The 24,429-nt window shown below is 54.6% G+C and carries 23 protein-coding genes and 1 other annotated feature; of the genes, 10 read left to right on the top strand and 13 right to left on the bottom strand.

From position 1 onward, the window contains the following. Positions 1-27 precede the first annotated feature (27 nt). The 8 genes from yedF to trpL all read right to left on the bottom strand — a co-directional run bounded on the left by yedF (position 28) and on the right by trpL (position 8,298). Positions 28-261 (bottom strand): sulfurtransferase-like selenium metabolism protein YedF, encoded by a 234-nt coding sequence (gene yedF, locus EXW94_RS05420; protein WP_003856774.1) that lies wholly within the window; start codon positions 259-261, stop codon positions 28-30. After that, positions 258-1,469 (bottom strand): selenium metabolism membrane protein YedE/FdhT, encoded by a 1,212-nt coding sequence (gene yedE, locus EXW94_RS05415; RefSeq protein ID WP_174339684.1) that lies wholly within the window; start codon positions 1,467-1,469, stop codon positions 258-260. The genes yedF and yedE overlap by 4 nt, the downstream gene beginning before the upstream one ends. 169 nt (positions 1,470-1,638) lie before the next feature. After that, the gene (gene trpA / locus EXW94_RS05410) at positions 1,639-2,448 is read right to left on the bottom strand and encodes a tryptophan synthase subunit alpha (protein ID WP_174339683.1); all 810 of its coding nucleotides are present in this window, start codon (positions 2,446-2,448) and stop codon (positions 1,639-1,641) included. Continuing rightward, the gene (gene trpB, locus EXW94_RS05405) at positions 2,448-3,641 is read right to left on the bottom strand and encodes a tryptophan synthase subunit beta (protein WP_100166134.1); all 1,194 of its coding nucleotides are present in this window, start codon (positions 3,639-3,641) and stop codon (positions 2,448-2,450) included. The genes trpA and trpB overlap by 1 nt, the downstream gene beginning before the upstream one ends. 10 nt (positions 3,642-3,651) lie before the next feature. Then, positions 3,652-5,010 (bottom strand): bifunctional indole-3-glycerol-phosphate synthase TrpC/phosphoribosylanthranilate isomerase TrpF, encoded by a 1,359-nt coding sequence (gene trpCF, locus EXW94_RS05400; RefSeq protein WP_174339682.1) that lies wholly within the window; start codon positions 5,008-5,010, stop codon positions 3,652-3,654. A 3-nt stretch (positions 5,011-5,013) separates the two neighbouring features. After that, on the bottom strand, positions 5,014-6,609 hold the full coding sequence (gene trpD, locus EXW94_RS05395; protein WP_089600596.1) for a bifunctional anthranilate synthase glutamate amidotransferase component TrpG/anthranilate phosphoribosyltransferase TrpD: 1,596 nt from the start codon (positions 6,607-6,609) through the stop codon (positions 5,014-5,016). Continuing rightward, on the bottom strand, positions 6,609-8,171 hold the full coding sequence (locus tag EXW94_RS05390) for an anthranilate synthase component 1 (protein WP_174339681.1): 1,563 nt from the start codon (positions 8,169-8,171) through the stop codon (positions 6,609-6,611). Before EXW94_RS05390 ends, trpD begins: the two co-directional genes overlap by 1 nt. A 23-nt stretch (positions 8,172-8,194) precedes the next feature. Beyond that, positions 8,195-8,277 (bottom strand) — a sequence feature (Trp leader region). Then, a complete protein-coding gene (gene trpL, locus EXW94_RS28555; protein WP_106993556.1) occupies positions 8,254-8,298 on the bottom strand; it encodes a trp operon leader peptide in 45 nt (14 codons plus the stop codon). (Overlaps the previous feature by 24 nt.) A 139-nt stretch (positions 8,299-8,437) precedes the next feature. Here trpL and rnm point away from each other — a divergent pair, with 139 nt between their 5' ends. Both rnm and EXW94_RS05375 read left to right on the top strand, forming a co-directional pair. Continuing rightward, positions 8,438-9,319 carry an RNase AM gene (gene rnm / locus EXW94_RS05380; RefSeq protein WP_174339680.1) on the top strand — a complete coding sequence of 294 codons (882 nt, stop codon included), beginning with the start codon at positions 8,438-8,440 and terminating at the stop codon, positions 9,317-9,319. Continuing rightward, complete coding sequence (locus EXW94_RS05375; protein WP_003856793.1) at positions 9,316-9,936, top strand: L-threonylcarbamoyladenylate synthase; 621 nt, start codon at positions 9,316-9,318, stop codon at positions 9,934-9,936. The genes rnm and EXW94_RS05375 overlap by 4 nt, the downstream gene beginning before the upstream one ends. A 36-nt stretch (positions 9,937-9,972) precedes the next feature. Here EXW94_RS05375 and EXW94_RS05370 read toward each other — a convergent pair whose 3' ends face one another. Next, a complete protein-coding gene (locus EXW94_RS05370) occupies positions 9,973-10,617 on the bottom strand; it encodes a LysE family translocator (protein WP_174339679.1) in 645 nt (214 codons plus the stop codon). A gap of 427 nt (positions 10,618-11,044) precedes the next feature. On the opposite strand from EXW94_RS05370, the gene rluB reads away from it, so the two are divergent. Next, on the top strand, positions 11,045-11,920 hold the full coding sequence (rluB, locus tag EXW94_RS05365) for a 23S rRNA pseudouridine(2605) synthase RluB (RefSeq protein ID WP_008502809.1): 876 nt from the start codon (positions 11,045-11,047) through the stop codon (positions 11,918-11,920). 35 nt (positions 11,921-11,955) lie between these two features. Here the strand turns inward: rluB and cobO are convergent, their stop codons facing one another. After that, on the bottom strand, positions 11,956-12,546 hold the full coding sequence (gene cobO / locus EXW94_RS05360) for a cob(I)yrinic acid a,c-diamide adenosyltransferase (protein ID WP_174339678.1): 591 nt from the start codon (positions 12,544-12,546) through the stop codon (positions 11,956-11,958). Beyond that, the gene (locus EXW94_RS05355; RefSeq protein WP_126546007.1) at positions 12,543-13,304 is read right to left on the bottom strand and encodes a YciK family oxidoreductase; all 762 of its coding nucleotides are present in this window, start codon (positions 13,302-13,304) and stop codon (positions 12,543-12,545) included. The genes cobO and EXW94_RS05355 overlap by 4 nt, the downstream gene beginning before the upstream one ends. A 252-nt stretch (positions 13,305-13,556) precedes the next feature. Between EXW94_RS05355 and sohB the strand changes: the two genes are divergently transcribed. After that, entirely contained in the window at positions 13,557-14,603 is a 1,047-nt protein-coding gene (gene sohB, locus EXW94_RS05350) for a protease SohB (RefSeq protein WP_089600607.1), read from the top strand. Positions 14,604-14,637: 34 nt separating this feature from the next. Here sohB and EXW94_RS05345 read toward each other — a convergent pair whose 3' ends face one another. Beyond that, entirely contained in the window at positions 14,638-14,889 is a 252-nt protein-coding gene (locus tag EXW94_RS05345; RefSeq protein WP_010431772.1) for a YciN family protein, read from the bottom strand. Between the two features lie 399 nt (positions 14,890-15,288). On the opposite strand from EXW94_RS05345, the gene topA reads away from it, so the two are divergent. From topA to acnA, 5 genes are all read left to right on the top strand, one after another. Continuing rightward, complete coding sequence (gene topA / locus EXW94_RS05340) at positions 15,289-17,886, top strand: type I DNA topoisomerase (RefSeq protein WP_174339677.1); 2,598 nt, start codon at positions 15,289-15,291, stop codon at positions 17,884-17,886. A 188-nt stretch (positions 17,887-18,074) separates the two neighbouring features. Beyond that, the gene (gene cysB, locus EXW94_RS05335; protein WP_010431770.1) at positions 18,075-19,049 is read left to right on the top strand and encodes an HTH-type transcriptional regulator CysB; all 975 of its coding nucleotides are present in this window, start codon (positions 18,075-18,077) and stop codon (positions 19,047-19,049) included. Between the two features lie 337 nt (positions 19,050-19,386). Then, the gene (locus tag EXW94_RS05330; protein ID WP_213327741.1) at positions 19,387-19,527 is read left to right on the top strand and encodes a YmiA family putative membrane protein; all 141 of its coding nucleotides are present in this window, start codon (positions 19,387-19,389) and stop codon (positions 19,525-19,527) included. Positions 19,528-19,839: 312 nt separating this feature from the next. Next, entirely contained in the window at positions 19,840-19,938 is a 99-nt protein-coding gene (ymiC, locus tag EXW94_RS28175) for a small membrane protein YmiC (protein WP_042713577.1), read from the top strand. A 164-nt stretch (positions 19,939-20,102) separates the two neighbouring features. Next, the gene (gene acnA / locus EXW94_RS05325) at positions 20,103-22,778 is read left to right on the top strand and encodes an aconitate hydratase AcnA (RefSeq protein ID WP_089600610.1); all 2,676 of its coding nucleotides are present in this window, start codon (positions 20,103-20,105) and stop codon (positions 22,776-22,778) included. Between the two features lie 36 nt (positions 22,779-22,814). On the opposite strand, the gene ribA is transcribed toward acnA, so the two are convergent. Further along, a complete protein-coding gene (gene ribA / locus EXW94_RS05320) occupies positions 22,815-23,405 on the bottom strand; it encodes a GTP cyclohydrolase II (RefSeq protein ID WP_013096372.1) in 591 nt (196 codons plus the stop codon). Positions 23,406-23,602: 197 nt separating this feature from the next. On the opposite strand from ribA, the gene pgpB reads away from it, so the two are divergent. Continuing rightward, positions 23,603-24,370 (top strand): phosphatidylglycerophosphatase B, encoded by a 768-nt coding sequence (gene pgpB, locus EXW94_RS05315; RefSeq protein WP_100166145.1) that lies wholly within the window; start codon positions 23,603-23,605, stop codon positions 24,368-24,370. Positions 24,371-24,429 lie beyond the last annotated feature (59 nt).

Below are 24,429 nucleotides of genomic sequence, written 5' to 3'. Positions count from 1 at the left end.
CGCCCTGTTCAGGGCGCATGTCATCGATTATTTCTGAATCAAATAACGAATCGTTGGTCCATCCTGCTGAATATCCAGCACGGTATAGCCGTGGTTTTTGGCATCCAGCGGAATGTTATTGATCGACTGCGGGCAATCGCTCACCACTTCCAGAATTTCACCTTTCTTAAGCTGCGGCAGTGCCTCAAGCGTGGCGACAGCCGGGTAAGGGCAAGGTTCACCCACCATATCGAGGCGATAGTCAGGCACGATCTCTTTCATGAGGCATTCTCCTGCGTTGCAGTTTTGACGGTGGCACGACGGAAGAAGCGTTTCTCCTGTGCAATAACCAGTAAAAAGGCGAGCAGCAGCAGGGCATAGGTCACCACGAGCCCACCGAGTGGGCCAAAGGTGTTCAGCAGATTAACCTTGTCCCAGTTCGTCGCTAGTACGGGTGACACGTCATCCCAGTAGTAGGCCAGGAGGGTGGAGCCAATCACATTCCCGAGTCCCACCCACCAGTAATGCACCTGACCTTCGACGGCGCGATACATCCAGCCGGTCTCACAGCCGCCCGCCAGCACAATGCCAAAGCCAAACAGCAGCCCGCCGATGACCGCGTTAGGGCCAGCCCACATGATTTTCGGTTCGACGCCAAGCTGAACATAGCTGAAGATGCCGATCGCGCTCACGGCCATCCCGGCAATAATGGCTTTGGCCATCATGGTGCGTCCGGTGATCCACATGTCGCGAAACGCCGAGGTAAAGCAGATTTGCGCGCGCTCAATCAGCAAACCAAAGCCAACGCCGAACAGCATTGCCAGCCCCAGTTTTGGCTGATTCAGCGCAGTACACAGTGCCCAGGCGATCATGGCGAAAAAGACCAGCATACCCAGACGAAAACGGCGGCGGGCCTGAGTGGGTTTTTGCGTTAATGGCGATGCGGCGCTAACTTTGGTCATTTTTACCGGAATGCGGAAAAACGGCAGAAGCGTGAATTTTGCGCCAAAGTAAGAGCCAATTGCGGTTGCGACGGCAAAAAACCAGGCGTGCAGCGAAAACTGTGGGATCCCGGTGAAGAACGCCGCCAGATTACAGCCCATCGCCAGACGCGCGCCAAACCCTGCGATAATCCCACCGGCTACCGCCTGCAGGATGCGGATACGGCTTTTCGGCATGCGCAACTTCACGTTGTTAGCCCACAGCGCCGCCGCGAAGCAGCCGCCGAACATCCCGATAATCATCATCCCATCTATGCGGGTGAGCGGGGTACCGTCCAGGTGAATGAGCTTAAAGTAGCCCCACTCTTCAGCGTGGATGCCCGCCAGCTGCAGCAGCTGTCCGCCCCAGCGGGTAAATTCCCCGGTAACGGCCCAGAAGGTGCCGGTAATGCCAAAATAATAAGTAGAGAGAATACCTGCCGCGATAACGGCCGGTACAGGTGACCAGAACTTAACCAGGTAAGCCTGTTTGAAATGTTGCCATGACATGTGTAAGCCTCTGAACTCAGAAGGTATAAACAGAAGAAACCGAATCATACGCTTACGGCAGGGTTTGAAAAGTCATTCGCACCGAGAATATCGACGCGATCAATTTTGACGTAACTCGACAGGGGTAAAAAAGGGAACCGTCTGGCAGTTGCGCCAGACGGGGAGTGCATCATGCTTTACGCGTTGCCGCTTTCATCTCGGTCACGAAGGTTTTGAGCTCGGCCAGCATCTGCTCTAGCTTATCTACGTTCTTCTCGATGATTTTTACGATGGCGGAACCGGAAATCGCCCCGGCGGCCTTCGCATCGATTGCGGCAGCAACCTGATCCGGGGATGAAATACCAAAGCCCTGCAGCGGAGGCGCGGCATGGTATTCAGCCAGCTTCTCCACCAGATGATGCAGCGGCAACGCCGCTTTATTCTCGGCACCGGTCACGCCCGCGCGGGAGAGCAGGTAGGTATACCCGCGTCCGTAAGAAGCAATCTGGCGCAGCAGTTCGTCGTCTGCGTTCGGCGGGCAGATGAAAATCGGCGCAACGTTATGGCGCATTGCCGCCTGGCGGAATGGGGCAGACTCCTCAACCGGCACGTCTGCTACCAGCACGGAGTCGACGCCCACGCGCGCACACTCGGCATAGAACTCATCAATACCGCGGTTAAAGACCAGGTTGGCGTACATCAGCAGGCCGATCGGAATGGTTGGGTGCTTCTGACGGATCGCCGCCAGCATCTCGAAACACTGGGTTGGCGTCACGCCGGATGCAAATGCGCGCAGCGTCGCATTCTGGATGGTCGGGCCATCTGCCAGCGGGTCAGAGAACGGAATACCCAGCTCCAGCGCGTCGGCACCGGCTTCAATCAGGGTATCGATAATCTTCAGCGACTGCTCAGGACCCGGGTCGCCCAGGGTGACGAAGGGAACGAACGCGCCTTCCTGGCGGGACTTCAGCTCTGCAAATACGTTATCGTAGCGTTCCATCAGATTTCCCCTCGTGCTTTCAGAATATCGTGAACGGTGAAGATGTCTTTGTCACCGCGACCGGAAAGGTTCACCACCAGCAGCTGTTCTTTTTCCGGGTTCTCTTTAATCATTTTCAGCGCATGCGCCAGGGCATGTGAAGACTCCAGCGCCGGGATGATCCCTTCGCTCCGGCACAGCGTCTTAAAGGCTTCCAGCGCTTCGTCATCAGTAATGGAGACATAGTCCGCGCGGCCTGTGCTGTTCAGATGCGCATGCTGTGGGCCAACGGACGGGAAGTCGAGGCCGGCAGAAATAGAGTATGACTCTTCAATCTGGCCCTCATCGGTTTGCATCATCGGGGATTTCATCCCGAAGTAGATCCCTACACGACCATGCTTCAGCGGCGCGCCGTGCTCACCGGATTCAATCCCGTGGCCGGCAGGCTCGACGCCAATCAGACCAACGCTGGTGTCGTCAATGAAATCAGCAAACATGCCGATGGCGTTAGACCCGCCGCCAACGCAGGCGATCACCGCATCCGGCAGGCGACCCTCTTTCTCGAGGATTTGCGCTTTGGTCTCTTCACCGATCATACGCTGGAATTCGCGTACGATAGTCGGGAACGGGTGCGGACCTGCGGCTGTGCCGAGCATGTAGTGCGCGGTGTCGTAGCTGCCAGACCAGTCGCGCAGCGCTTCGTTACAGGCATCTTTCAGCGTGGCGGAACCGCTGTGTACCGGGATCACTTCTGCCCCCATCAGGCGCATACGGAAGACGTTCGGAGACTGACGCTCAACGTCTTTCGCCCCCATATAGATTCGGCATTTCAGGCCGAGCAGGGCGCTGGCAAGCGCAGAGGCTACGCCGTGCTGACCTGCGCCGGTTTCAGCGATGATTTCGGTTTTACCCATACGCTTCGCGAGCAGCGCCTGGCCCAGCACCTGGTTAGTTTTATGCGCACCGCCGTGCAGCAGGTCTTCACGCTTCAGATAAAGCGTGGTTTTGGTGCCTTCCGTCAGGTTGCGGCATTTGGTCAGCGCGGTCGGACGACCGGCGTAATTCTTCAACAGGTCGGTAAATTCCGCCTGAAACGCCGGATCCTTCTGCGCGCTGACAAAGGCCTCTTCCAGCTGGCGCAGCGCGGGCATCAGGATTTGCGGGACGTACATCCCGCCGAACTCACCAAAATACGGGTTTAGTAATGTCGTCATCTTCTCTTCCTTAATATGCACGCAGAGTTTTAAAAACCGAGGCCAGTTTGTTGGCATCTTTAATACCCGGTTGGGACTCTACGCCTGAATTGAAATCGAGGCCTGCGCAGCCGGTTTTCGCGGCTTCTACGCAGTTATCCGGGCTTAATCCGCCCGCCAGTAGAACGTTGTCCAGCTTTTCGCCGCTCAGCAGTGACCAGTCAAAACGCTGGCCGGTGCCGCCCTGGCCGTTATCGAGCACATATTTATCCACCTGGTTCAGGTTACGTGCGGGCAGGGTCTCGCCGACGCTTTGCGCTTTCCAAATCTGAACCTGAGGCGCCAGCGCGGCGCGCAGGGCATCGATATACGCCTGATCTTCGCTGCCGTGAAGCTGCACCGCGCTCAGGGATAACGCCTCGGCTTTTGCCGCAACGTCTTCAATATCTGCATTGCGGAAAACGCCCACGTAGCTGAGCGGAGCCGCTGAGATGACCTTGCGCGCCTGCTCTTCGCTGACCGCGCGAGGGGACGAATCGACAAAGATCAGCCCGCCATAAATCGCCCCGGCTTCGTACGCGGCCTGGGCATCCTGTTCGCGGGTTAAGCCGCAGACTTTGTTTTCACCCAGTAGCACGCGCCGTACCGCTGCGTTGAGATCGTCATGCTCCATCATGGCGGAGCCAATCAGGAAACCGTTGGCGAAGTGGCTCAGCTCGCGCACCTGGGCGTAGCTGTTAATGCCGGATTCGCTGATGACCGTAACGCCAGACCCGAGACGCGGTGCCAGCTGGCGCGTGCGGTTCAGGTCAATGGACAAGTCGCGCAGATCGCGGTTGTTAATGCCGACCACTTTGGCTTCCAGCGCGATGGCGCGCTCAAGCTCTTCTTCGTTGCTCACTTCGGTCAGCACGCCCATGTTCAGGCTGTGCGCGACGGCGGAGAGCTGGCGATACTGCTCGTCGTCAAGCACCGAGAGCATCAGCAGGCAGGCATCGGCCTGGTAGAAACGCGCCAGCCAGATCTGATACGGATCGATAATAAAGTCTTTGCACAGGATCGGCTGCGGCGCGATGCCGCTGACGATCGGCAGAAAATCGAAGCTGCCCTGGAAATATTTCTCATCCGTCAGCACGGAGATGGCGGACGCATGATGCTTATAAATACCGGCAATACGCGCCGGGTCAAAATCGTCACGAATAACGCCTTTCGACGGGGACGCTTTTTTGCACTCAAGAATAAACGCGGTGCGCGCACCCTGCAGGGCATCATAGAAACGACGTTGGCTTGGTACGACGTCATTCTGGAAGCTGGCAAGCGGCTGCTGTTGCTTGCGGGCTTCTACCCAGCTGGCCTTATCGGCAACGATTTTCGCTAAAACGGTTTGCATTCTTTACCCTCTTGCCGCAAGTGCGGTAACGCGATCGTAAGCTGCACCGGAGCGCAGTACGTCCAGAACTTTTTGAACGTTGGCCTTCAGGTCTTCCTCACCGTGCAAACGCATCAGCATAGCGACGTTGGCAGCCACGGCGGCCTCGTGGGCAACCTCTCCTTTACCTTGTAATAAGCGCGTGAGAATGTCACGGTTTTCTTCCGGCGTACCGCCTGCCAGCGCTTCCTGGCGATACGGCGCTAAGCCGAAGTCAGCAGCCTCAAGCTGGTAACTCATAATTTCACCGTTGTTCAGTTCGGCAACAAGCGTCGGTGCATGCAGCGATACTTCATCCATACCGCCGCTGTGTACCACGGCGGCACGTTTGTAGCCCAGCACGCGCAGTGTCTCAGCAATCGGCAGAACCAGTTCCGGGCTATAAACGCCAATCAGCGCCAGCGGTGGATGGGCCGGGTTGATCAGCGGGCCTAGCACGTTAAACAGCGTGCGGGTTTTAAGCTGCTGTCGCACTGGCATCGCGTGGCGGAAACCGGTGTGATACTTCGGTGCAAACAGGAAGCAGACGCCCAGGTCATCCAGCGCTTCACGGGAACGCTCTGCTTTCATATCAAGGTTAATGCCAAACGCGGCGAGCAGATCGGAAGAGCCTGACCGGCTGGAGACGCTGCGATTACCGTGCTTCGCCACTTTCAGCCCACACGCTGCGGCGACAAAGGCGCTGGCTGTAGAGATGTTGATGCTGTTGCTGCCGTCACCGCCGGTCCCAACGATATCGGCAAACTGATAGTCCGGGCGCGGGAACGGGGCGGCATTTTCCAGCAGGGCCGTGGCGGCACCGGCGATCTCCTGCGGGCTTTCACCACGCACTTTCATGCTCACCAGCGCAGCCGCCAGCTGTTCAGGCTTCAGCTCGCCGCGAACCACGGCGGAAAAGAGCTGGTGGCTTTCCTGCTGGCTCAGGGTCTGCGCCTGATACAGTTTTTCCAGAATCGGCTGCAGGGTGTTGGTCTGCTCCAGCTTCTGTAACGCCCAGTCGAGCGTCTGTTCCAGCAGGCGCGCGCCATTGGAGGTCAGGATCGATTCCGGGTGGAACTGCATACCGCAGACGCGATCCGCATCATGACGTACCGCCATCACCATGCCTTCAAACGAGGCATTAATGGTCAGCCCCGCAGGAATATTGCTGCCCACCAGCGAGTGGTAGCGCGCAACCGGGAGCGGATTCGGCAGCCCGGCAAACATTGCCTGGCCGTCATGTTCAATACTGGAGGCTTTGCCGTGCAGGATCTCACCCGCCTGGCCAACGTAGCCGCCATAGGCTTCAACAATCGCCTGATGTCCCAGACAGATGCCGACGATCGGCAGTTTGCCGCGCATACGGGTCAGCAGCTCCGGCATACAGCCCGCTTCGCTCGGTGCTCCTGGCCCCGGAGAGAGCATCAGCACCGGGTTTTGCATGGTTGCCAGACGGTCAATCAGGGTCTGCGCCGGTACGTGGTTGCGGTAGATAACGACGTTGTGACCATTCGCACGCAGCTGATCTGCCAGGTTATAGGTAAAAGAGTCGATATTATCGAGCAGCAGAATGTCAGCCATCAGAAAATCTCCTGTGCGTGGTGTGCAGTCGCAATGGCGCGAAGGACTGCACGTGCTTTACTGCGCGTTTCGTCAGCTTCAGACTGCGGAACAGAATCAAGAACAATCCCGGCACCCGCCTGGACGGTGGCAATACCGTCTTCAACATAAGCGGAGCGGATAACAATGCAGGTGTCGAGGTCACCGTGAGCCGTGAAGTAGCCCACCGCGCCACCGTAGCTGCCGCGTCGGCGTCCTTCGGCGGCGGCAATCAGCTGCATGGCGCGCACTTTCGGCGCACCGCTCAGGGTGCCCATGTTCATGCAGGCGCGGTAGGCGTGCAGAACGTCAAGGTCGTGGCGCAACTCACCCACCACGCGGGAGACCAGGTGCATCACGAATGAATAGCGGTCAACTTTGGTCAGATCCGCAACGTAGCGGCTGCCAGGGGTACAAATGCGAGCCAGATCGTTACGCGCCAGGTCAACCAGCATCAGGTGCTCTGACAACTCTTTATGGTCAGTCCGCATTTCGAGTTCGATACGGCTGTCCAAATCGCGATCCAGCGAGCCGTCTGCGCGGCGTCCACGTGGACGAGTACCGGCAATCGGGTAGATCTCAATCTGACGGCTGGTGGCGTCGTACTTCAGCGAGCTTTCCGGGGATGCGCCGAACAGCGTGAAATCATTGTCCTGCATGAAGAACATGTACGGGCTTGGATTGCTCTTTTTCAGCACGTCGTAGGCTGCGAGCGGCGACGGGCAGGGCAGCGAGAAGCGGCGTGAAGGCACCACCTGGAAAATTTCCCCAGCGCGAATCGCTTTTTGCATCTGGCGAACCACGGCGCCGTACTGATCGTCGGTCTGGTTAACGTCGCACGTCATTTTCTCTACCCGCTGCACAGGCAGCGCCGGCGGCTCTTCCATCATCTGCTGCTGCAGCTGAGCGATGCGGTGCTCAAGACGGTTTTTCTCAGCGGTCGATGGAGTGAACAGGCTGGCCTGAACGCGGGTGTATTTTTTCTGATGGTCGATCACCAGCAGGGTTTCAGCCAGATAGAAGCAGTAATCCGGGCAGCGGTTACCCTGTTCCGTTTCCGGCAAATCTTCGAAACCGGCAACCAGGTCGTAAGCAAACAGCCCGCCAAAGAACATCGCTTCGCGTTCCTCTGCCGGCACGGTGACAAGATTCTGCAGCAGGCGGAAGGCATCGAAAACGGAAAGAGAGCAGAGCCGCGCGTCTTCGTCCAGCAGCTGGCTGACCGCCGGGAAATGCAGAATGCGCATGTCCGGGTGGCGCTCGTTTTCTATGCCAGAAGGCAGTGCGGCGTCCAGCAGTGGCAGCAGCGATGCACCATTCTCTGATAACGCCTTGATAGTGACAGTGTCACCTAAAGCGGTAATGCGCAGCGCGCTGTCGACCAGCAGCAGGCTCTTGAGATCGTCTTTACTGTCGATATCCGCAGATTCCAGCAGTAGGGTAGCCGGACGCGCTCCGCAAACCTGATGAAACAGTGCGGTGGGGTTGTGACGATAGGCCGCCTCGCAGGTCAGCAGTTCGAGGTGTGGTTTGGCTGTTTGCATTATATTGTTCTCATTTTCTGTTCAAAAAAAAGCCCGCTGGGTATCTGTTTGCATTTCGCAGACGCGTGACACTGCCCGAAGATCAGGAAGTGCGCCACCAACCGTGCAGAGTGAAATGTGCTGTCATTTTCAGATACCTTTCTCGTGTGAACTTGCGTACTAGTTAACTAGTTCGGTGGCGTGTTGTCAACCCTTGATTTCAGAATTTCGCGTTATGTCGGTATCATGGTGTTTTCGGATGTCTCCAACCTGTTATGGGAAGTGCTTTGAGCGATACCACCTACGCCATTATTTACGATTTACACAGCCATACTCAGGCCTCTGATGGCCTTCTGACGCCCGAAGCCTTGGTTCATCGTGCCGTTGAAATGCGTGTCGGCACGCTGGCGATAACCGATCACGATACGACAGATGCCATTCCGGCGGCGCGCGCTGAGATCGCCCGCAGCGGGCTGGCGCTGAATCTGATCGCCGGCGTTGAGATCTCGACCGTCTGGGAAAACCATGAAATTCATATTGTTGGCCTCAACATTGATATAGACCATCCGGCAATGTGTGCGTTTTTGCAAGAACAAAAAACACGCCGCAACCAGCGTGCAGAGATGATTGGCGAACGTCTGGAGAAGGCCCACATTCCTGGCGCACTCGAAGGGGCGCAAAAGCTGGCGAACGGTGGGGCCGTGACGCGCGGTCATTTCGCCCGTTTTCTGGTTGAGGCAGGTAAAGCGACGACCATGGCGGACGTCTTTAAACGGTATCTGGCGCGCGGGAAAACCGGATACGTTCCGCCACAGTGGTGTACAATAAAACAAGCTATTGATGTGATTCATCATTCTGGCGGTAAGGCGGTGCTGGCCCATCCGGGACGGTATAATCTTTCTGCTAAATGGCTGAAAAGGCTGCTGGCGCACTTTGCCGAATGCGGTGGTGAGGCAATGGAAGTTGCCCAGTGTCAGCAGGCGCCCAATGAGCGTGCACAGCTTGCCACCTATGCTCGTCAGTTCGGCCTGCTTGGGTCACAAGGGTCTGATTTCCATCAGCCCTGCGCCTGGATCGAACTGGGTCGCAAGCTCTGGTTGCCTGCTGGCGTTGAGCCGGTCTGGCAGCTCTGGGAACAGCCGCAGCAAATTGAAGAGAGGGAAGTATGAGTCAGTTTTTCTATATCCATCCTGATAACCCGCAGCCACGTCTGATTAACCAGGCCGTGGAGATCGTCCGCAAAGGCGGCGTCATTGTCTACCCGACCGATTCAGGCTACGCGCTGGGCTGCAAAATTGAAGATAAAGGGGCGATGGAGCGTATTTGCCGTATTCGCCAGTTGCCGGACGGTCATAATTTTACCCTGATGTGCCGCGATCTCTCTGAGCTGTCGACCTACGCGTATGTTGATAACGTGGCGTTTCGCCTGATTAAGAACAACACGCCGGGCAACTACACCTTCATCCTGAAGGGCACGAAGGAAGTACCGCGTCGTCTGCTGCAGGAAAAACGCAAAACCATCGGCATGCGCGTGCCATCTAATCCGATTGCGCAGGCGCTGCTGGAAACCCTCGGCGAACCGATGCTCTCCACCTCGCTGATGCTGCCGGGAAGTGAGTTTACCGAGTCCGACCCGGAAGAGATCAAAGATCGTCTGGAGAAGGTGGTTGAGCTGATTATTCACGGCGGCTATCTTGGCCAACAGCCGACCACCGTGGTCGACTTAACCGAAGATGCGCCGGAAGTGATCCGTGAAGGCGTGGGTGATGTTAAGCCTTTCTTGTAAACCTAAGGAATAAGGGGGCACAACGCCCCCTTATTCTCAACGGCGAGTCAATGCCAGGCGTAGACCTAACCCTATAAATGTTACGCCAACAATGCGATCCAGCATTTTCTGCAATCTTCTATTCTGAGAAACAGCACCGGCGGCGCTACCTGCAAGAACAGCAAAACCCATATCTGTCAAAAATGCTATCAGCGCGTAAACCATACCCAGAACCAGGAAAGAAGTAGTGTGATGTTCACCCCCTGGTGAAACAAACTGGGGGAAGAAGGAGATGAAGAATAAGAGCACCTTCGGATTGGTCAAGGTTGTAATAAAGCCTTTAGAAAGCAGATTCGTAAGAGTAGATTTTGTCTTCACGGGTTCAGCTTCATGGTGATTGACGGTTTGTTTTGCAAATGTTCCCAAAACCATTTTACTGCCGAGATACATCAGATAAGCCGCACCAAGATACTTAATGATGGTGAACATCATTGGAGAAGCTGTAATCAATGCAGTTAATCCCACGGCGCTTGCAACAGCATGGGTACAGCTACCTAAAGCCACGCCTGCAGCAGAGATGATCCCCGCTCGTCTTCCGTTAGCCACACTTTGACCTATCACGTAGGCCATGTCAGGCCCTGGGGTGATGGAAAGAAGAAAAACAGACAGGGCAAAAAGCCCAAAGTTTGTTATGTCCAGCATAGTCATCTCCGAAAACTCTACATTTAACACCTATGCTAACATTGAATTATTATGCATAAAAAGGTGTTTTTTATGCTGATGGGGGTGCCAGCATCAATATAAGCACGCGTTTCATTTTTGATTGCCTCGCGGAGAATTCCATTTACATCTGGCGAAAAAGACTGGTTTGTTTCAATACGACGTGGTTTCGACGGGTTAGCGTGTTTTAGCTATCAATGCCGGGACTCAGACGCATAAAACTTGTTGAATCTTTTAGTCTAAAGTTAGTGTAGTATGTGCGCCCACGAATCATTCTGTATGGCATATTGTTTGCCATGCTGTGCACCATGAAATGGTGATATATCAGTGAGTTAAGTTGTTTTTACGCTAACTCGTTGTTTTTGAAAGTACACCAGACGCCTGTGAAGGCGACACCTGAGGAAGCTCAATGAGCGAGAAGTTACAGAAAGTGCTGGCGCGTGCTGGCCACGGTTCGCGCCGTGAAATCGAAGCCATTATTGAAGCGGGTCGCGTGAGTGTGGACGGTAAAATCGCCACGCTGGGTGACCGCGTAGAAATCGTCCCGGGGCTGAAGATCCGCATCGACGGTCATCTTATCTCCGTGAAAGAGTCCGCCGAACAGATCTGCCGCGTGCTGGCTTACTACAAGCCGGAAGGCGAGCTGTGTACCCGCAACGACCCGGAAGGTCGCCCGACGGTGTTCGACCGTCTGCCTAAGCTGCGTGGCGCTCGCTGGATCGCCGTAGGCCGTCTGGACGTGAACACCTGCGGCCTGCTGCTGTTTACCACCGATGGTGAACTGGCAAACCGTTTGATGCACCCAAGCCGCGAAGTGGAACGTGAATACGCCGTACGTGTCTTCGGCCAGGTTGACGAAAATAAACTGCGCGACCTGTCGCGTGGCGTTCAGCTGGAAGACGGCCCTGCGGCGTTCAAAACTATCAAGTTTACCGGTGGGGAAGGCATTAACCAGTGGTACAACGTGACCCTGACCGAAGGCCGTAACCGCGAGGTGCGTCGTCTCTGGGAAGCGGTAGGCGTCCAGGTGAGCCGTCTGATCCGTGTCCGTTACGGTGACATTCTGCTGCCTAAAGGACTGCCGCGCGGTGGTTATACCGAACTGGATCTGACTCAAACCAACTACCTGCGCGAGCTGGTCGGCCTGACCCCGGAAACCACCTCGAAAGTGGCGGTTGAAAAAGATCGTCGTCGCATGAAGGCGAATCAGATCCGCCGTGCGGTGAAGCGTCACAGCCAGGTCAGCAGCAATCGTCGCTCTGGCAGCCGGAACAACAACGGTTAATCTAAAAGCCCGGTGAACGCACCGGGCTTTTTTCTTTAGTAATCAATCCCAATTTGCGCTTTGATACCTGCATCAAACGCATGCTTGACCGGACGCAGCTCGCTGACGGTATCTGCCAGCTCAATAATATCCCGATGACACCCGCGTCCCGTGATGATAACCGTCTGGTGTGCAGGGCGGTTGTTCAGTGCATCCAACAGGACGTCCAGCGGCAGATAGTCGTAGGCGACCATGTAGGTTATCTCATCCAGCAGAACCATATTCAGCGAGGGATCGGCCAGCATTCGCATTGCATGCTCCCAGACGGCGAGGCAGGCGGCTGTATCGGTTTCCCGGTTCTGCGTGTCCCAGGTAAATCCGGTGGCCATCACCTGAAATTCAACGCCGTGAGTTTCAAGTAAATTGCGCTCGCCATTGGGCCATTCGCCTTTGATAAACTGGATCACGCCCACTTTCTGCCCGTGTCCGACGGCGCGCGTCGCCGTGCCAAACGCGGCGGTGGTTTTCCCTTTACCGTTGCCGGTAAATACGATGAGGATCCCACGCTCGTCCTGGGCTGCGGCAACGCGTGCATCAACCTGTTCTTTCAGACGCTGCTGGCGCTGCTGATGGCGTTCATCACTCATTGCGAAATCCCCGGTTTGCGGTTGGGTTGGGCATCAAAAGTCATCCCGGTTTTACGGCGACTGTCATCACCCATCAGCCAGAGATAGAGCGGCATAATGTCTGCCGGCGTTTTCAGCTTTTGCGGATCTTCCGTCGGGAAAGCGCTGGCGCGCATTTTTGTCCGCGTTCCGCCAGGGTTAATGCAGTTTACGCGCAGATGACGGTTTTGATACTCCTCCGCCAGCACCTGCATCATGCCTTCGGTCGCAAATTTCGAGACGGCATAAGCCCCCCAGTTGGCGCGTCCCTCACGGCCTACGCTGGAAGAGGTGAAGACCAGCGAACCAGACTCAGAATTGAGCAATAAAGGAAGCAACGCCTGGGTGAGGAAAAAGGTTCCATTAATGTTTACCTGCATTACCTGCTGCCAAATCTCAGGATCTTGTTCATCCATCGGGCGTACTTCGCCCAATAAGCCAGCGTTGTGCAACACGCCGTCCAGACGGGGATAATGCGTGCTGATGCGCTGGGCAAGTTCCTGACAGCTAGCGGGCGTGCAGGTAAGTAAATCGAGGGTGTACCAGGACGCAGCGATGCCGCCAGCAGATTCAATCTCCTGAGCGACTCCCCGGAGTTTTTCTTCATTACGACCCGTCAGGATGACGCTGGCACCATATTCAGCGTACGTCAGGGCGGCTTCACGACCAATGCCGTCGCTGGCACCTGTGACAAGTATGATCCGGTTCTGGAGCAGATTTTTTTGCGGTTGATAATGCACGGTGACTCCTCTGGCGCACTGGAGCTTGATGGCGCCTTCTTTTATGACTTTTCGGCTTTATGCCCGAATTAGCCTAATAATTCAATCAGTCTACAGGACGCATTACTGTAAAATTAACAATTTGCAAATATTTAAACGCCAGACCGGGGATTCCGGAAGGCGGCTCGCAGAGGTAATGTCACGAGCGAGACGCATGGGCAGGGCTGTTGTACACTGCCGTGAAAGATTCGTGGTTAAATCAAGGTGGAACGCGTGGAATTACTTTCTCAATATGGGTTGTTTTTGGCCAAAATCGCGACGGTGGTGATTGCCATTGCGGTGGTTGCCGTTCTGATTGTCAACCTGACGCAGCGCAAGCGTCAGCGTGGGGAGTTACGCATCACCCGCCTGAGCGAGCAGTATAAAGAAATGCAGGAAGAGATGTCTCTGGCGCTGCTTGATAGCCATCAACAGAAACTCTGGCTTAAAGCGCAGAAGAAAAAGCATAAACAGGAAGCCAAAGCGGCTAAGGCAAAAGCGAAGCTTGCCGCGCCGCAGGATGAGGCAAAACCTCGCGTCTATGTGCTCGATTTTAAAGGCAGCATGGATGCACATGAAGTCTCCTCCCTGCGTGAAGAAGTGACGGCGGTATTAGCGGTAGCGAAACCGCAGGATCAGGTGGTGGTCCGTCTTGAGAGTCCTGGCGGGGTGGTCCACGGTTACGGACTGGCGGCTTCGCAGCTGCAGCGCCTGCGTGAAAAACAGATCCCGCTGACCGTAGCCGTGGACAAAGTGGCCGCGAGCGGAGGATATATGATGGCCTGCGTGGCGGACAAAATTGTCGCGGCGCCGTTCTCTATCATTGGCTCAATTGGCGTGGTCGCGCAGATCCCGAACTTTAACCGCTTCCTGAAAAATAAAGAAATTGATATCGAACTTCACACCGCGGGGCAGTATAAACGCACCCTGACGCTGCTGGGAGAGAACACGGAAGAAGGGCGTCAAAAATTCCGCGAAGACCTGAACGAAACCCACCACTTGTTTAAAGATTTTGTGCACCGTATGCGCCCCTCGCTTGATATCGAACAGGTCGCAACCGGTGAACACTGGTACGGCACGCAGGCCCAGGAGAAAGGGCTGGTGGACGAGGTGGGGACCAGTGACGATCTGCTCCTGAACCTGATGGAAGGGCGCGAACTGGTTGGCGTGCGCTTCACCCAGCGTAAGCGTCTGCTGGACCGATTTACCAATAGCGCCGCAGAAAGTGCAGATCGCTTGCTGCTACGCTGGCTACAGCGCGGTCAAAAACCGCTGCTGTAAACAAAAACGCGAGGCAATTGCCTCGCGTTTTGCATTAATCGATCAGGTGATATTTCTCTGAGAGCGTATGCGCCAGGTATTTAAACATGTTGAATACCGCGGTGCTTTTCGGGGTGGGTAAACCCTGTTCATCAAGGAAATATTCACCGCTGAAAACAAGCACACCGTTACGCTGTTCCACGCCAGTGGCTTCAATGCCCGCCAGGGTGTCTTCATGATCGCGAATGAGTTTATTTGCTTCAATAAGCAGAGACGCTCGGTCAATAGGTTGGGTCGTACTGTGCATAATCCACTCCTTAAACAATGACCGTAGTTTACGCCCGGGGCGCGTTGGGGGCAAATTTTCCCTGTAATCTGAGAGGGTAAGGCGAAGGGGTCTGGCTGGCATGATTTGCTTTTGCATGCTAATAAAGTTGCGTAACGAATTTTATCAGGTACAGTGTGCGCTTTCGTCATTCTGGCAACAGAATTGCTTGACATTCGACCGGGAATTCGTCACGAATTATATTGAGTGCGAGAAAAATACCCGATAAGTCAATGACCTGGATGTTATCTTTCTGACGTCCGGTAAGACAAAGGGGTTGATATCCCCTGGCGCAGTCGCAATATCAATGGCTCGTCGTCAGCGGAAGGGAAATCAACGTGCGGCGTATTCCTGGAAGAATTAAATTAGGTAAAGGTGAATATGGGTAAAGCTCTCGTCATCGTTGAGTCCCCGGCAAAAGCCAAAACGATCAATAAGTATCTGGGTAATGACTACGTGGTTAAGTCCAGCGTCGGTCATATCCGCGATTTGCCGACCAGTGGCTCAGCCAGCAAAAAGAGCGCAGACTCTACCTCCACCAAAGGGGCTAAAAAGCCTAAAAAGGATGAACGTAGCGCGCTTGTCAACCGCATGGGTGTTAACCCATGGCATAACTGGGATGCACAATATGAAGTGCTGCCAGGTAAAGAAAAAGTCGTTAACGAGCTGAAGCAGCTTGCTGAAAAAGCAGACCACATCTATCTCGCAACCGACCTTGACCGCGAAGGGGAAGCCATTGCCTGGCACCTGCGGGAAGTGATCGGGGGTGACGACAAACGCTACAGCCGTGTAGTGTTTAACGAAATTACTAAGAATGCGATTCGTCAGGCGTTTGAGAAGCCGGGCGAACTGAACATTGACCGTGTAAACGCGCAGCAGGCACGTCGCTTTATGGACCGTGTCGTGGGCTACATGGTTTCGCCACTGCTGTGGAAAAAGGTTGCGCGTGGTCTGTCCGCCGGTCGTGTGCAGTCCGTAGCCGTACGTCTTGTCGTCGAGCGCGAACGCGAAATTAAAGCCTTCGTGCCGGAAGAGTACTGGGAAGTTGACGCCAATGTGACCACGCCGGGCGGTGACGCTCTGTCGCTGCAGGTCAGTCATCACAACGACAAACCTTTCCGTCCTGAAAACCGTGACCAGACTATGGCTGCGGTGGCGCTGCTGGAAAAATCACGTTATCAGGTGCTGGATCGCGAAGATAAACCGACCAGCAGCAAGCCTGGTGCGCCGTTTATCACCTCAACGCTGCAGCAGGCGGCGAGCACGCGTCTGGGTTATGGCGTGAAGAAAACCATGATGATGGCGCAGCGCTTGTATGAAGCGGGTTACATCACTTACATGCGTACTGACTCCACCAACCTGAGCCAGGACGCTGTTAATATGGTTCGCGGCTATATCAGCGACAATTTCGGCAAAAAATACTTGCCGGAAAGTGCGAATCAGTACGCCAGCAAAGAGAATTCCCAGGAAGCGCACGAAGCAATTCGTCCTTCTGACGTCTCCGTCCTCGCGGAATCGTTAAAAGATATGGAAGCGGATGCGCAGAAGCTGTATCAGCTGATCTGGCGCCAGTTTGTCGCCTGTCAGATGACGCCTGCGAAATACGACTCCACAACGCTGACCGTCGGCGCGGGTGATTTCCGCCTGAAGGCGCGCGGTCGTATTCTGCGCTTCGATGGCTGGACTAAAGTGATGCCTGCGCTGCGTAAAGGCGATGAAGACAGAACGCTGCCTGCGGTTAATAAAGGTGACGAGTTGTCGCTTGTCGATCTGGTTCCGGCACAGCACTTCACCAAGCCGCCTGCACGTTTCAGTGAGGCCTCGCTGGTTAAAGAGCTGGAAAAACGCGGGATCGGTCGTCCGTCGACCTATGCGTCGATCATTTCGACCATTCAGGATCGTGGCTACGTCCGTGTTGAAAACCGTCGCTTCTACGCTGAAAAAATGGGTGAGATTGTCACTGACCGTCTGGAAGCCAACTTCCGCGAGTTGATGAACTACGACTTCACCGCGCAGATGGAAGACAGCCTCGATGAGGTTGCCAGCCACAAGGCGGAGTGGAAGAAGGTTCTCGACAGCTTCTTCAGCGACTTTACCGACCAGCTTGAGAAAGCCGAGAAAGACCCTGAAGAGGGCGGTATGCTGCCTAACCAGATGGTCCTGACCAGCATTGACTGTCCAACCTGTGGCCGCAAGATGGGTATCCGTACCGCAACCACGGGCGTGTTCCTGGGCTGCTCTGGTTACGCGCTGTCGCCGAAAGAGCGCTGCAAAACCACTATCAACCTGGTACCTGAGAATGAAGTACTCAACGTGCTGGAAGGTGACGATGCAGAAACCAACGCGCTGCGCGCCAAGCGTCGCTGTCAGAAATGCGGCACGGCGATGGACAGCTACCTGATCGATCCTAAACGCAAACTGCACGTCTGCGGTAATAACCCGACCTGCGACGGATATGAGATCGAAGAAGGTGAGTTCCGCATTAAGGGCTATGACGGCCCGATCGTTGAGTGCGAGAAGTGCGGTTCTGAAATGCACCTGAAAATGGGGCGCTTCGGTAAGTACATGGCGTGCACCAACGACGACTGTAAAAACACGCGTAAAATTCTGCGTAACGGTGAAGTGGCTCCTCCGAAGGAAGATCCGGTTCCGCTGCCAGAGCTGCCGTGTGAGAAATCAGACGCTTACTTCGTGCTGCGTGACGGTGCTGCCGGTGTGTTCCTGGCGGCCAACACCTTCCCGAAATCACGTGAAACGCGTGCGCCGCTGGTGGAAGAACTGCATCGCTTCCGCGATCGCCTGCCGGAAAAACTGCGCTATCTGGCCGACGCGCCACAGCAGGATCCAGAAGGCAACAAGACCGTTGTGCGTTTTAGCCGTAAAACGAAGCAGCAGTATGTGGCTGCGGAGAAAGAGGGTAAAGCGACCGGCTGGTCGGCGTTCTTTGTTGACGGCAAGTGGGTTGAAGGCAAGAAATAATCTTCACTTACCGTAACTTACCTGTGAAAGGGCCGGACTTCCGGCCCTTTTTTATTACGTTGTTATTATTTTTTGTTACGTACTATACAGTCAGGCTATAAATGATATAGTGGTTATAGTTAACCCTTTTCTTATTATCAAATCGTCTTAAGCGATTGACCCGCGTGCGCTAAATCGGATGGTCTGGCATGAAATTACAGCAGCTTCGTTATATTGTTGAGGTGGTGAATCACAACCTTAATGTCTCTTCTACCGCTGAGGGGCTTTATACCTCGCAGCCAGGCATCAGCAAACAGGTTCGCATGCTGGAGGATGAGTTAGGCATCCAGATTTTCGCCCGTAGCGGTAAGCACCTCACACAGGTGACGCCAGCCGGGCAGGAAATTATTCGGATTGCGCGGGAAGTGCTTTCCAAAGTCGATGCGATTAAATCCGTGGCGGGGGAGCATACCTGGCCAGACAAAGGCTCGCTCTATATCGCAACCACCCACACGCAGGCGCGTTATGCGCTGCCAGGCGTCATTAAAGGCTTTATCGAGCGTTATCCCCGTGTCTCTTTGCATATGCACCAGGGCTCTCCGACGCAAATTGCTGAAGCGGTCTCCAAGGGCAATGCGGACTTTGCCATCGCGACGGAAGCTCTTCATCTTTATGACGATCTGGTGATGTTGCCGTGCTACCACTGGAACCGCTCCATTGTCGTGACGCCCGACCACCCGCTGGCGGGTAAAGGTTCGGTGACGATTGAAGAGCTGGCGCAATATCCGCTCGTGACATACACGTTCGGCTTTACCGGGCGTTCTGAGCTTGATACGGCATTCAACCGCGCGGGCTTAACGCCGCGTATCGTCTTTACCGCAACCGACGCCGATGTGATTAAAACCTATGTGCGGCTTGGGCTGGGAGTAGGGGTGATTGCCAGTATGGCGGTTGACCCGGTTTCCGACCCGGATCTGGTACGCCTTGATGCGCATGATGTTTTCAGCCATAGCACGACCAAGATTGGCTTCCGTCGGAGTACTTTCCTGCGCAGCTATATGTATGATTTTATTCAACGCTTCGCCCCGCATTTAACCCGCGACGTGGTTGATACCGCCGTTGCATTGCGTTCAAACGAAGATATCGAAGAGATGTTTAAAGACATCAAACTTCCTGCCAAATAATCACTCCCGGTATCTTTCCCCTGCGGAGAGATACCGAAATAACCTCTCAAACCTAAATCAGAATTATCATCATCTGCACTTTAGCGCCATATAATGTCAGTATCCATTAAGATTGTAGGGTTTTGATGTCGCGAATTGGCGACAAAAGTAGAAAGTATTTTACGCCTACGCAAATATTTCTTTTCAATTATTTATTTCTGGTCAAAAGATTGAATATTCGCGGGAATAGATACGTAAATTCACTGGCTTTTCGGCTAAAGTTTCTTTAGGATTTATCTCATCAGATGATTAATTGTACCAATTGTTTGGTCCTAAAATGATAAGCGATGTCGATTGTATGAGGTTAGCAATGCCTTCAGGAAGTGAAGAACCGCAAAGGGATCCTGCGCTCAAGCGTAAAGCCTGGCTGGCGGTCTTTCTCGTCTCTACCCTGTTTTGGGTGGTGGTTGCTCTCCTGGCCTGGAAATATTGGGGTTGAATATGGCAGTGACGGTACGTTCTGAAACGCTAAAACCAGTGTGTCAACACCGTGACAACGGGCACAAAGCTCGCAAAGCACCTGCGACTACCGTACCTGCGTCCTGGAAACTGACAGCACAGCAGCAAGCATTTATTGATGTGTTCGCGGAAGACGAACCCAAAAAACAATAATTTAGTTTTTTTGCGTAATGATGCAAATAGTCTGAATAAAGACTCTGTGCTTTTGTACTCTTTAATAAATACACATCAGCAATATAGACCTGAGGGCTGACCTCGGAATCTTTAATAATTAAAGCCTGGTGTCCCTATGATGAATAACATGACAACTCTCAAATACTGGTCATGGATCGGCGTTTTTTCCGTGTCGATTCTCTTCTGGTGTCAGCTTATCTGGCTGGCTATCCACTAAATGCTAAAACCTCGCTGCGGCGGGGTTTTTTGTTTTTATGCTTCACCAGAACCTTCCTGGATTTATCAATTTGGGTTGTTATCAAAACGTTACGACATCTTTGTGTTATCTTTAATTACGGCCCTGATGATTGTCAGGGTTTCCCTGTGATTAAGGAGGAGCTTATGTCGTTAACCCTACGCGAAGCCAGTAAGGATACGTTGCAGGCAGAAAATAAAACCTGGCACTACTATAGCTTGCCGCTGGCAGCCAACACGCTTGGAGACATTTCGCGGTTACCCAAGTCGTTGAAAGTTTTACTGGAAAACCTCCTGCGCTGGCAGGATGAAGAGTCTGTCACCGCCGAGGACATTCACGCTCTGGCAGGATGGCTCAAGGATGCCCATGCTGACAGAGAAATAGCCTATCGCCCGGCAAGGGTCCTGATGCAGGATTTCACCGGTGTACCTGCCGTCGTTGATTTAGCCGCCATGCGTGAAGCGGTAAAACGCCTGGGGGGCGATACGGCAAAAGTGAATCCACTTTCCCCCGTCGATCTCGTTATTGACCACTCGGTGACCGTTGACCATTTTGGCGATGATGATGCGTTTGGTGAGAACGTGCGTCTGGAGATGGAGCGTAATCATGAACGCTATGTTTTCCTGAAGTGGGGACAGCAGGCTTTCAGCCGCTTCAGCGTTGTTCCACCGGGCACCGGCATCTGTCACCAGGTGAACCTCGAATATCTTGGCAAAGCCGTCTGGAGCGAATTACAGGATAAGGAGTGGGTTGCTTACCCGGATACGCTGGTTGGTACGGATTCCCATACCACCATGATCAACGGCCTGGGCGTTTTGGGCTGGGGTGTCGGCGGCATCGAAGCGGAAGCGGCGATGCTTGGGCAACCTGTCTCCATGCTCATTCCTGATGTCGTCGGTTTCAAACTAACAGGTAAGCTCTCAGAAGGGATTACCGCCACGGACCTGGTGTTGACGGTTACCCAGATGCTGCGTAAACATGGCGTGGTTGGCAAGTTTGTTGAATTCTACGGCGACGGACTTGATTCATTGCCGCTGGCGGATCGCGCCACTATCGCCAATATGGCGCCGGAATATGGTGCAACCTGCGGCTTTTTCCCAATCGATAATGTCACGCTGGAATATATGCGTCTGAGTGGTCGCAGTGAAGAACAGGTGGCGCTGGTCGAGGCCTACACCAAAGCGCAGGGCATGTGGCGCAATCCCGGGGATGAACCGGTCTTTACCAGCACGCTGGCGCTGGATATGGGCGCGGTTGAAGCGAGTCTGGCGGGGCCAAAACGGCCTCAGGATCGCGTTGCCCTGAACGATGTGCCAAAGGCGTTTGCGGCCAGCAATGAGCTGGAAGTGAATACGGCACAAAAGGATCACCGTCCGGTCGACTATGTCATGAACGGGCATCAGTATCAGCTCCCTGATGGTGCTGTGGTCATCGCCGCAATTACATCCTGCACCAATACCTCTAACCCAAGCGTACTGATGGCCGCCGGGCTGCTGGCGAAAAAAGCGGTGGAGCTGGGCCTCAAGCCTCAGCCATGGGTGAAAGCCTCTCTCGCGCCGGGCTCCAAAGTGGTTTCCGATTATCTTGCGCAGGCCAGGTTGACCCCGTATCTGGATGAACTGGGTTTTAACCTGGTTGGCTATGGCTGTACCACCTGTATCGGTAACTCCGGTCCGCTACCGGAACCGATTGAAGTGGCGATCAAGCAGGGCGATTTAACCGTTGGCGCAGTGCTTTCGGGCAACCGAAACTTTGAAGGTCGTATTCATCCGCTGGTCAAAACCAACTGGCTGGCATCACCGCCGCTGGTCGTGGCTTACGCGCTGGCCGGGAATATGAACATCAACCTGGTTACCGATCCGATTGGTCACGATCGCAGGAACGAGCCGGTCTATCTGAAAGATATCTGGCCGTCGTCGCGAGAAATTGCGCGTGCGGTAGAAAAAGTGTCGACCGAAATGTTCCGCAAAGAGTATGCGGAGGTGTTTGAAGGGACGCCGGAATGGAAAGCCATCAACATCGTCGGCTCGGATACCTATGACTGGCAGGATGATTCAACCTATATCCGCCTGTCGCCATTCTTCGATGAAATGCTGGCAGAGCCTGCGCCGCTTCAGGATATCCACGGCGCGCGTATTCTCGCGATGCTGGGGGATTCTGTCACTACGGACCACATCTCACCGGCGGGCAGCATCAAAGCCGACAGCCCGGCTGGACGCTATCTGCAAAGCCGGGGTGTAGAACGCCGCGACTTTAACTCCTATGGTTCTCGCCGGGGCAACCACGAAGTGATGATGCGCGGGACGTTTGCCAATATTCGTATCCGTAATGAAATGGTGCCGGGTGTGGAAGGCGGCATGACGCGTCATCTACCGGGTACGGAGGTCGTTTCCATTTATGATGCGGCCGTCAAATACCAGCAGGAAGGCACGCCGCTGGCGGTCATTGCCGGGAAAGAGTACGGCTCTGGCTCAAGCCGCGACTGGGCAGCGAAAGGTCCGCGCCTGCTCGGGGTTCGGGTGGTCATCGCCGAATCGTTCGAACGTATTCACCGCTCGAATCTGATCGGGATGGGGATCCTGCCTCTCGAATTTCCACAGGGCGTCACCCGTAAAACGCTGGGCCTGACCGGGGAGGAGCAGATTGACATTAGCGGTCTGCAAAACCTGCAGCCGGGTAAAACGGTTCCGGTGAAGTTAACGCGGGCAGATGGGAAGATTGAGGTGCTGGAATGCCGTTGCCGCATCGATACGGCAACAGAGCTGACCTATTACCAGAACGACGGCATTTTGCACTATGTGATTCGTAAGATGCTGGATTGATGGAAAACGCCCGGCTTTACAGCCGGGCTTTCAGGATTACTCGCTGAGCAGATGGCCCATCTTCGCGGCTTTGGTGTCAAGGTAGTGCGCGTTTTTCGGGTTACGTCCGACAATCAGCGGCACGCGTTCGACAATGTTGATCCCCGCCTCGGTCAGTATTTCGACCTTTTTAGGGTTGTTGGTCAACAGACGCACTTCGTCCACGCCCAGCAGTTTGAACATATCTGCACACAGGGTGAAATCACGTTCGTCAGCGGCAAAGCCCAGCTGGTGGTTGGCTTCTACCGTATCGTAACCCTGATCCTGCAGCGCATAGGCGCGGATTTTATTCAGCAGGCCAATATTACGCCCCTCCTGACGGTGATACAGCAGCACGCCGCGGCCTTCTTCTGCAATGTGCGAGAGGGCGGCTTCGAGCTGGAAACCGCAGTCACAGCGCAAGCTGAACAGCGCATCGCCGGTCAGACACTCTGAATGTACGCGGGACAGCACCGGCGTCTGCCCTGAAATGTCGCCATAGACCAGCGCGACGTGATCTTGTCCGGTTGCCAGTTCTTCAAAACCCACCATCAGGAAATCGCCCCATGGGGTTGGCAGTTTGGCTTCTGCCACACGTTTAAGCTGCATGTGATTCTCCAGAATCGGCTGACACGTTTCGTGCCGTCTGCCTGTTTGGCTTTCTCTATCTGTTCATTTTGCCACAAGCTCCTCAAGTTCGCCTAATCACCACCATGCTATACGCGCGTTAAACGCACGATCCGACATATCCACCATATGGATGAATTTCAGTTATGATTGTGGTGCTTAGCATAAAAGGAGAAGACATGCTTTCAATTGCCAGACGAACGGCAGCGGGTGCGGCCGTACTACTTGTGATGCCTTTGGTTGTATGGTGCTCCGGCTGGATGTGGCAGCCGGGCCAGAACGCCATGTGGCTGAAAACGTTATACTGGATCACGGAAACGGTGACACAGCCGTGGGGGATCATCACGCATGTTCTTCTCTGCGCCTGGTTCCTGTGGTGCCTGCGTTTTCGTCTGCGCGCAGCGCTGGTGTTATTTGCTATCCTCGGCGGGGCCATTCTGGTGGGTCAGGGCGTAAAATCCTGGGTTAAAGATCGTGTACAGGAGCCGCGTCCTTTCGTCATCTGGATGGAAAAAACGCACCATGTGCCGGTGGATGAGTTCTACACTTTAAAACGTAAAGATCGCGGTGCGCTGGTAAAAGAGCAGCTTGCAGAACAACAGGATATTCCGGCATTTTTGCGTAAACACTGGCAAAAAGAGACCGGTTTCGCGTTTCCTTCCGGGCACACGATGTTTGCCGCAAGCTGGGCGTTACTCGGCGTCGGGTTATTGTGGCCGCGACGCCGGACGGTCACTATTGCGATTCTGTTAGTCTGGGCAACCGGCGTGATGGGGAGCCGTTTACTGCTGGGGATGCACTGGCCGCGTGATTTAGTGGTGGCCACGCTGATTTCCTGGCTGCTGGTAACGTTAGCCACCTGGCTTGCCGAACGATTCTGTGGGCCACTGACGCCGCCACCGGAAGAGAAGGAAGAAATCGCCGAGCGCGAGCAAAGCGGTGTCTGAAGGTTGATTTTCCGTATTTTGCCCATAAATCCATGACGGGCGCGCAACTTTTTCCGTTT

The sequence above is a fragment of the Enterobacter sp. JMULE2 genome, from assembly GCF_013337145.1.
Classification (GTDB): Bacteria; Pseudomonadota; Gammaproteobacteria; order Enterobacterales; family Enterobacteriaceae; genus Enterobacter; species Enterobacter mori.
Note: the sequence above shows the minus strand (reverse complement) of the source record. Positions and strands in the feature narration are given on the sequence as shown.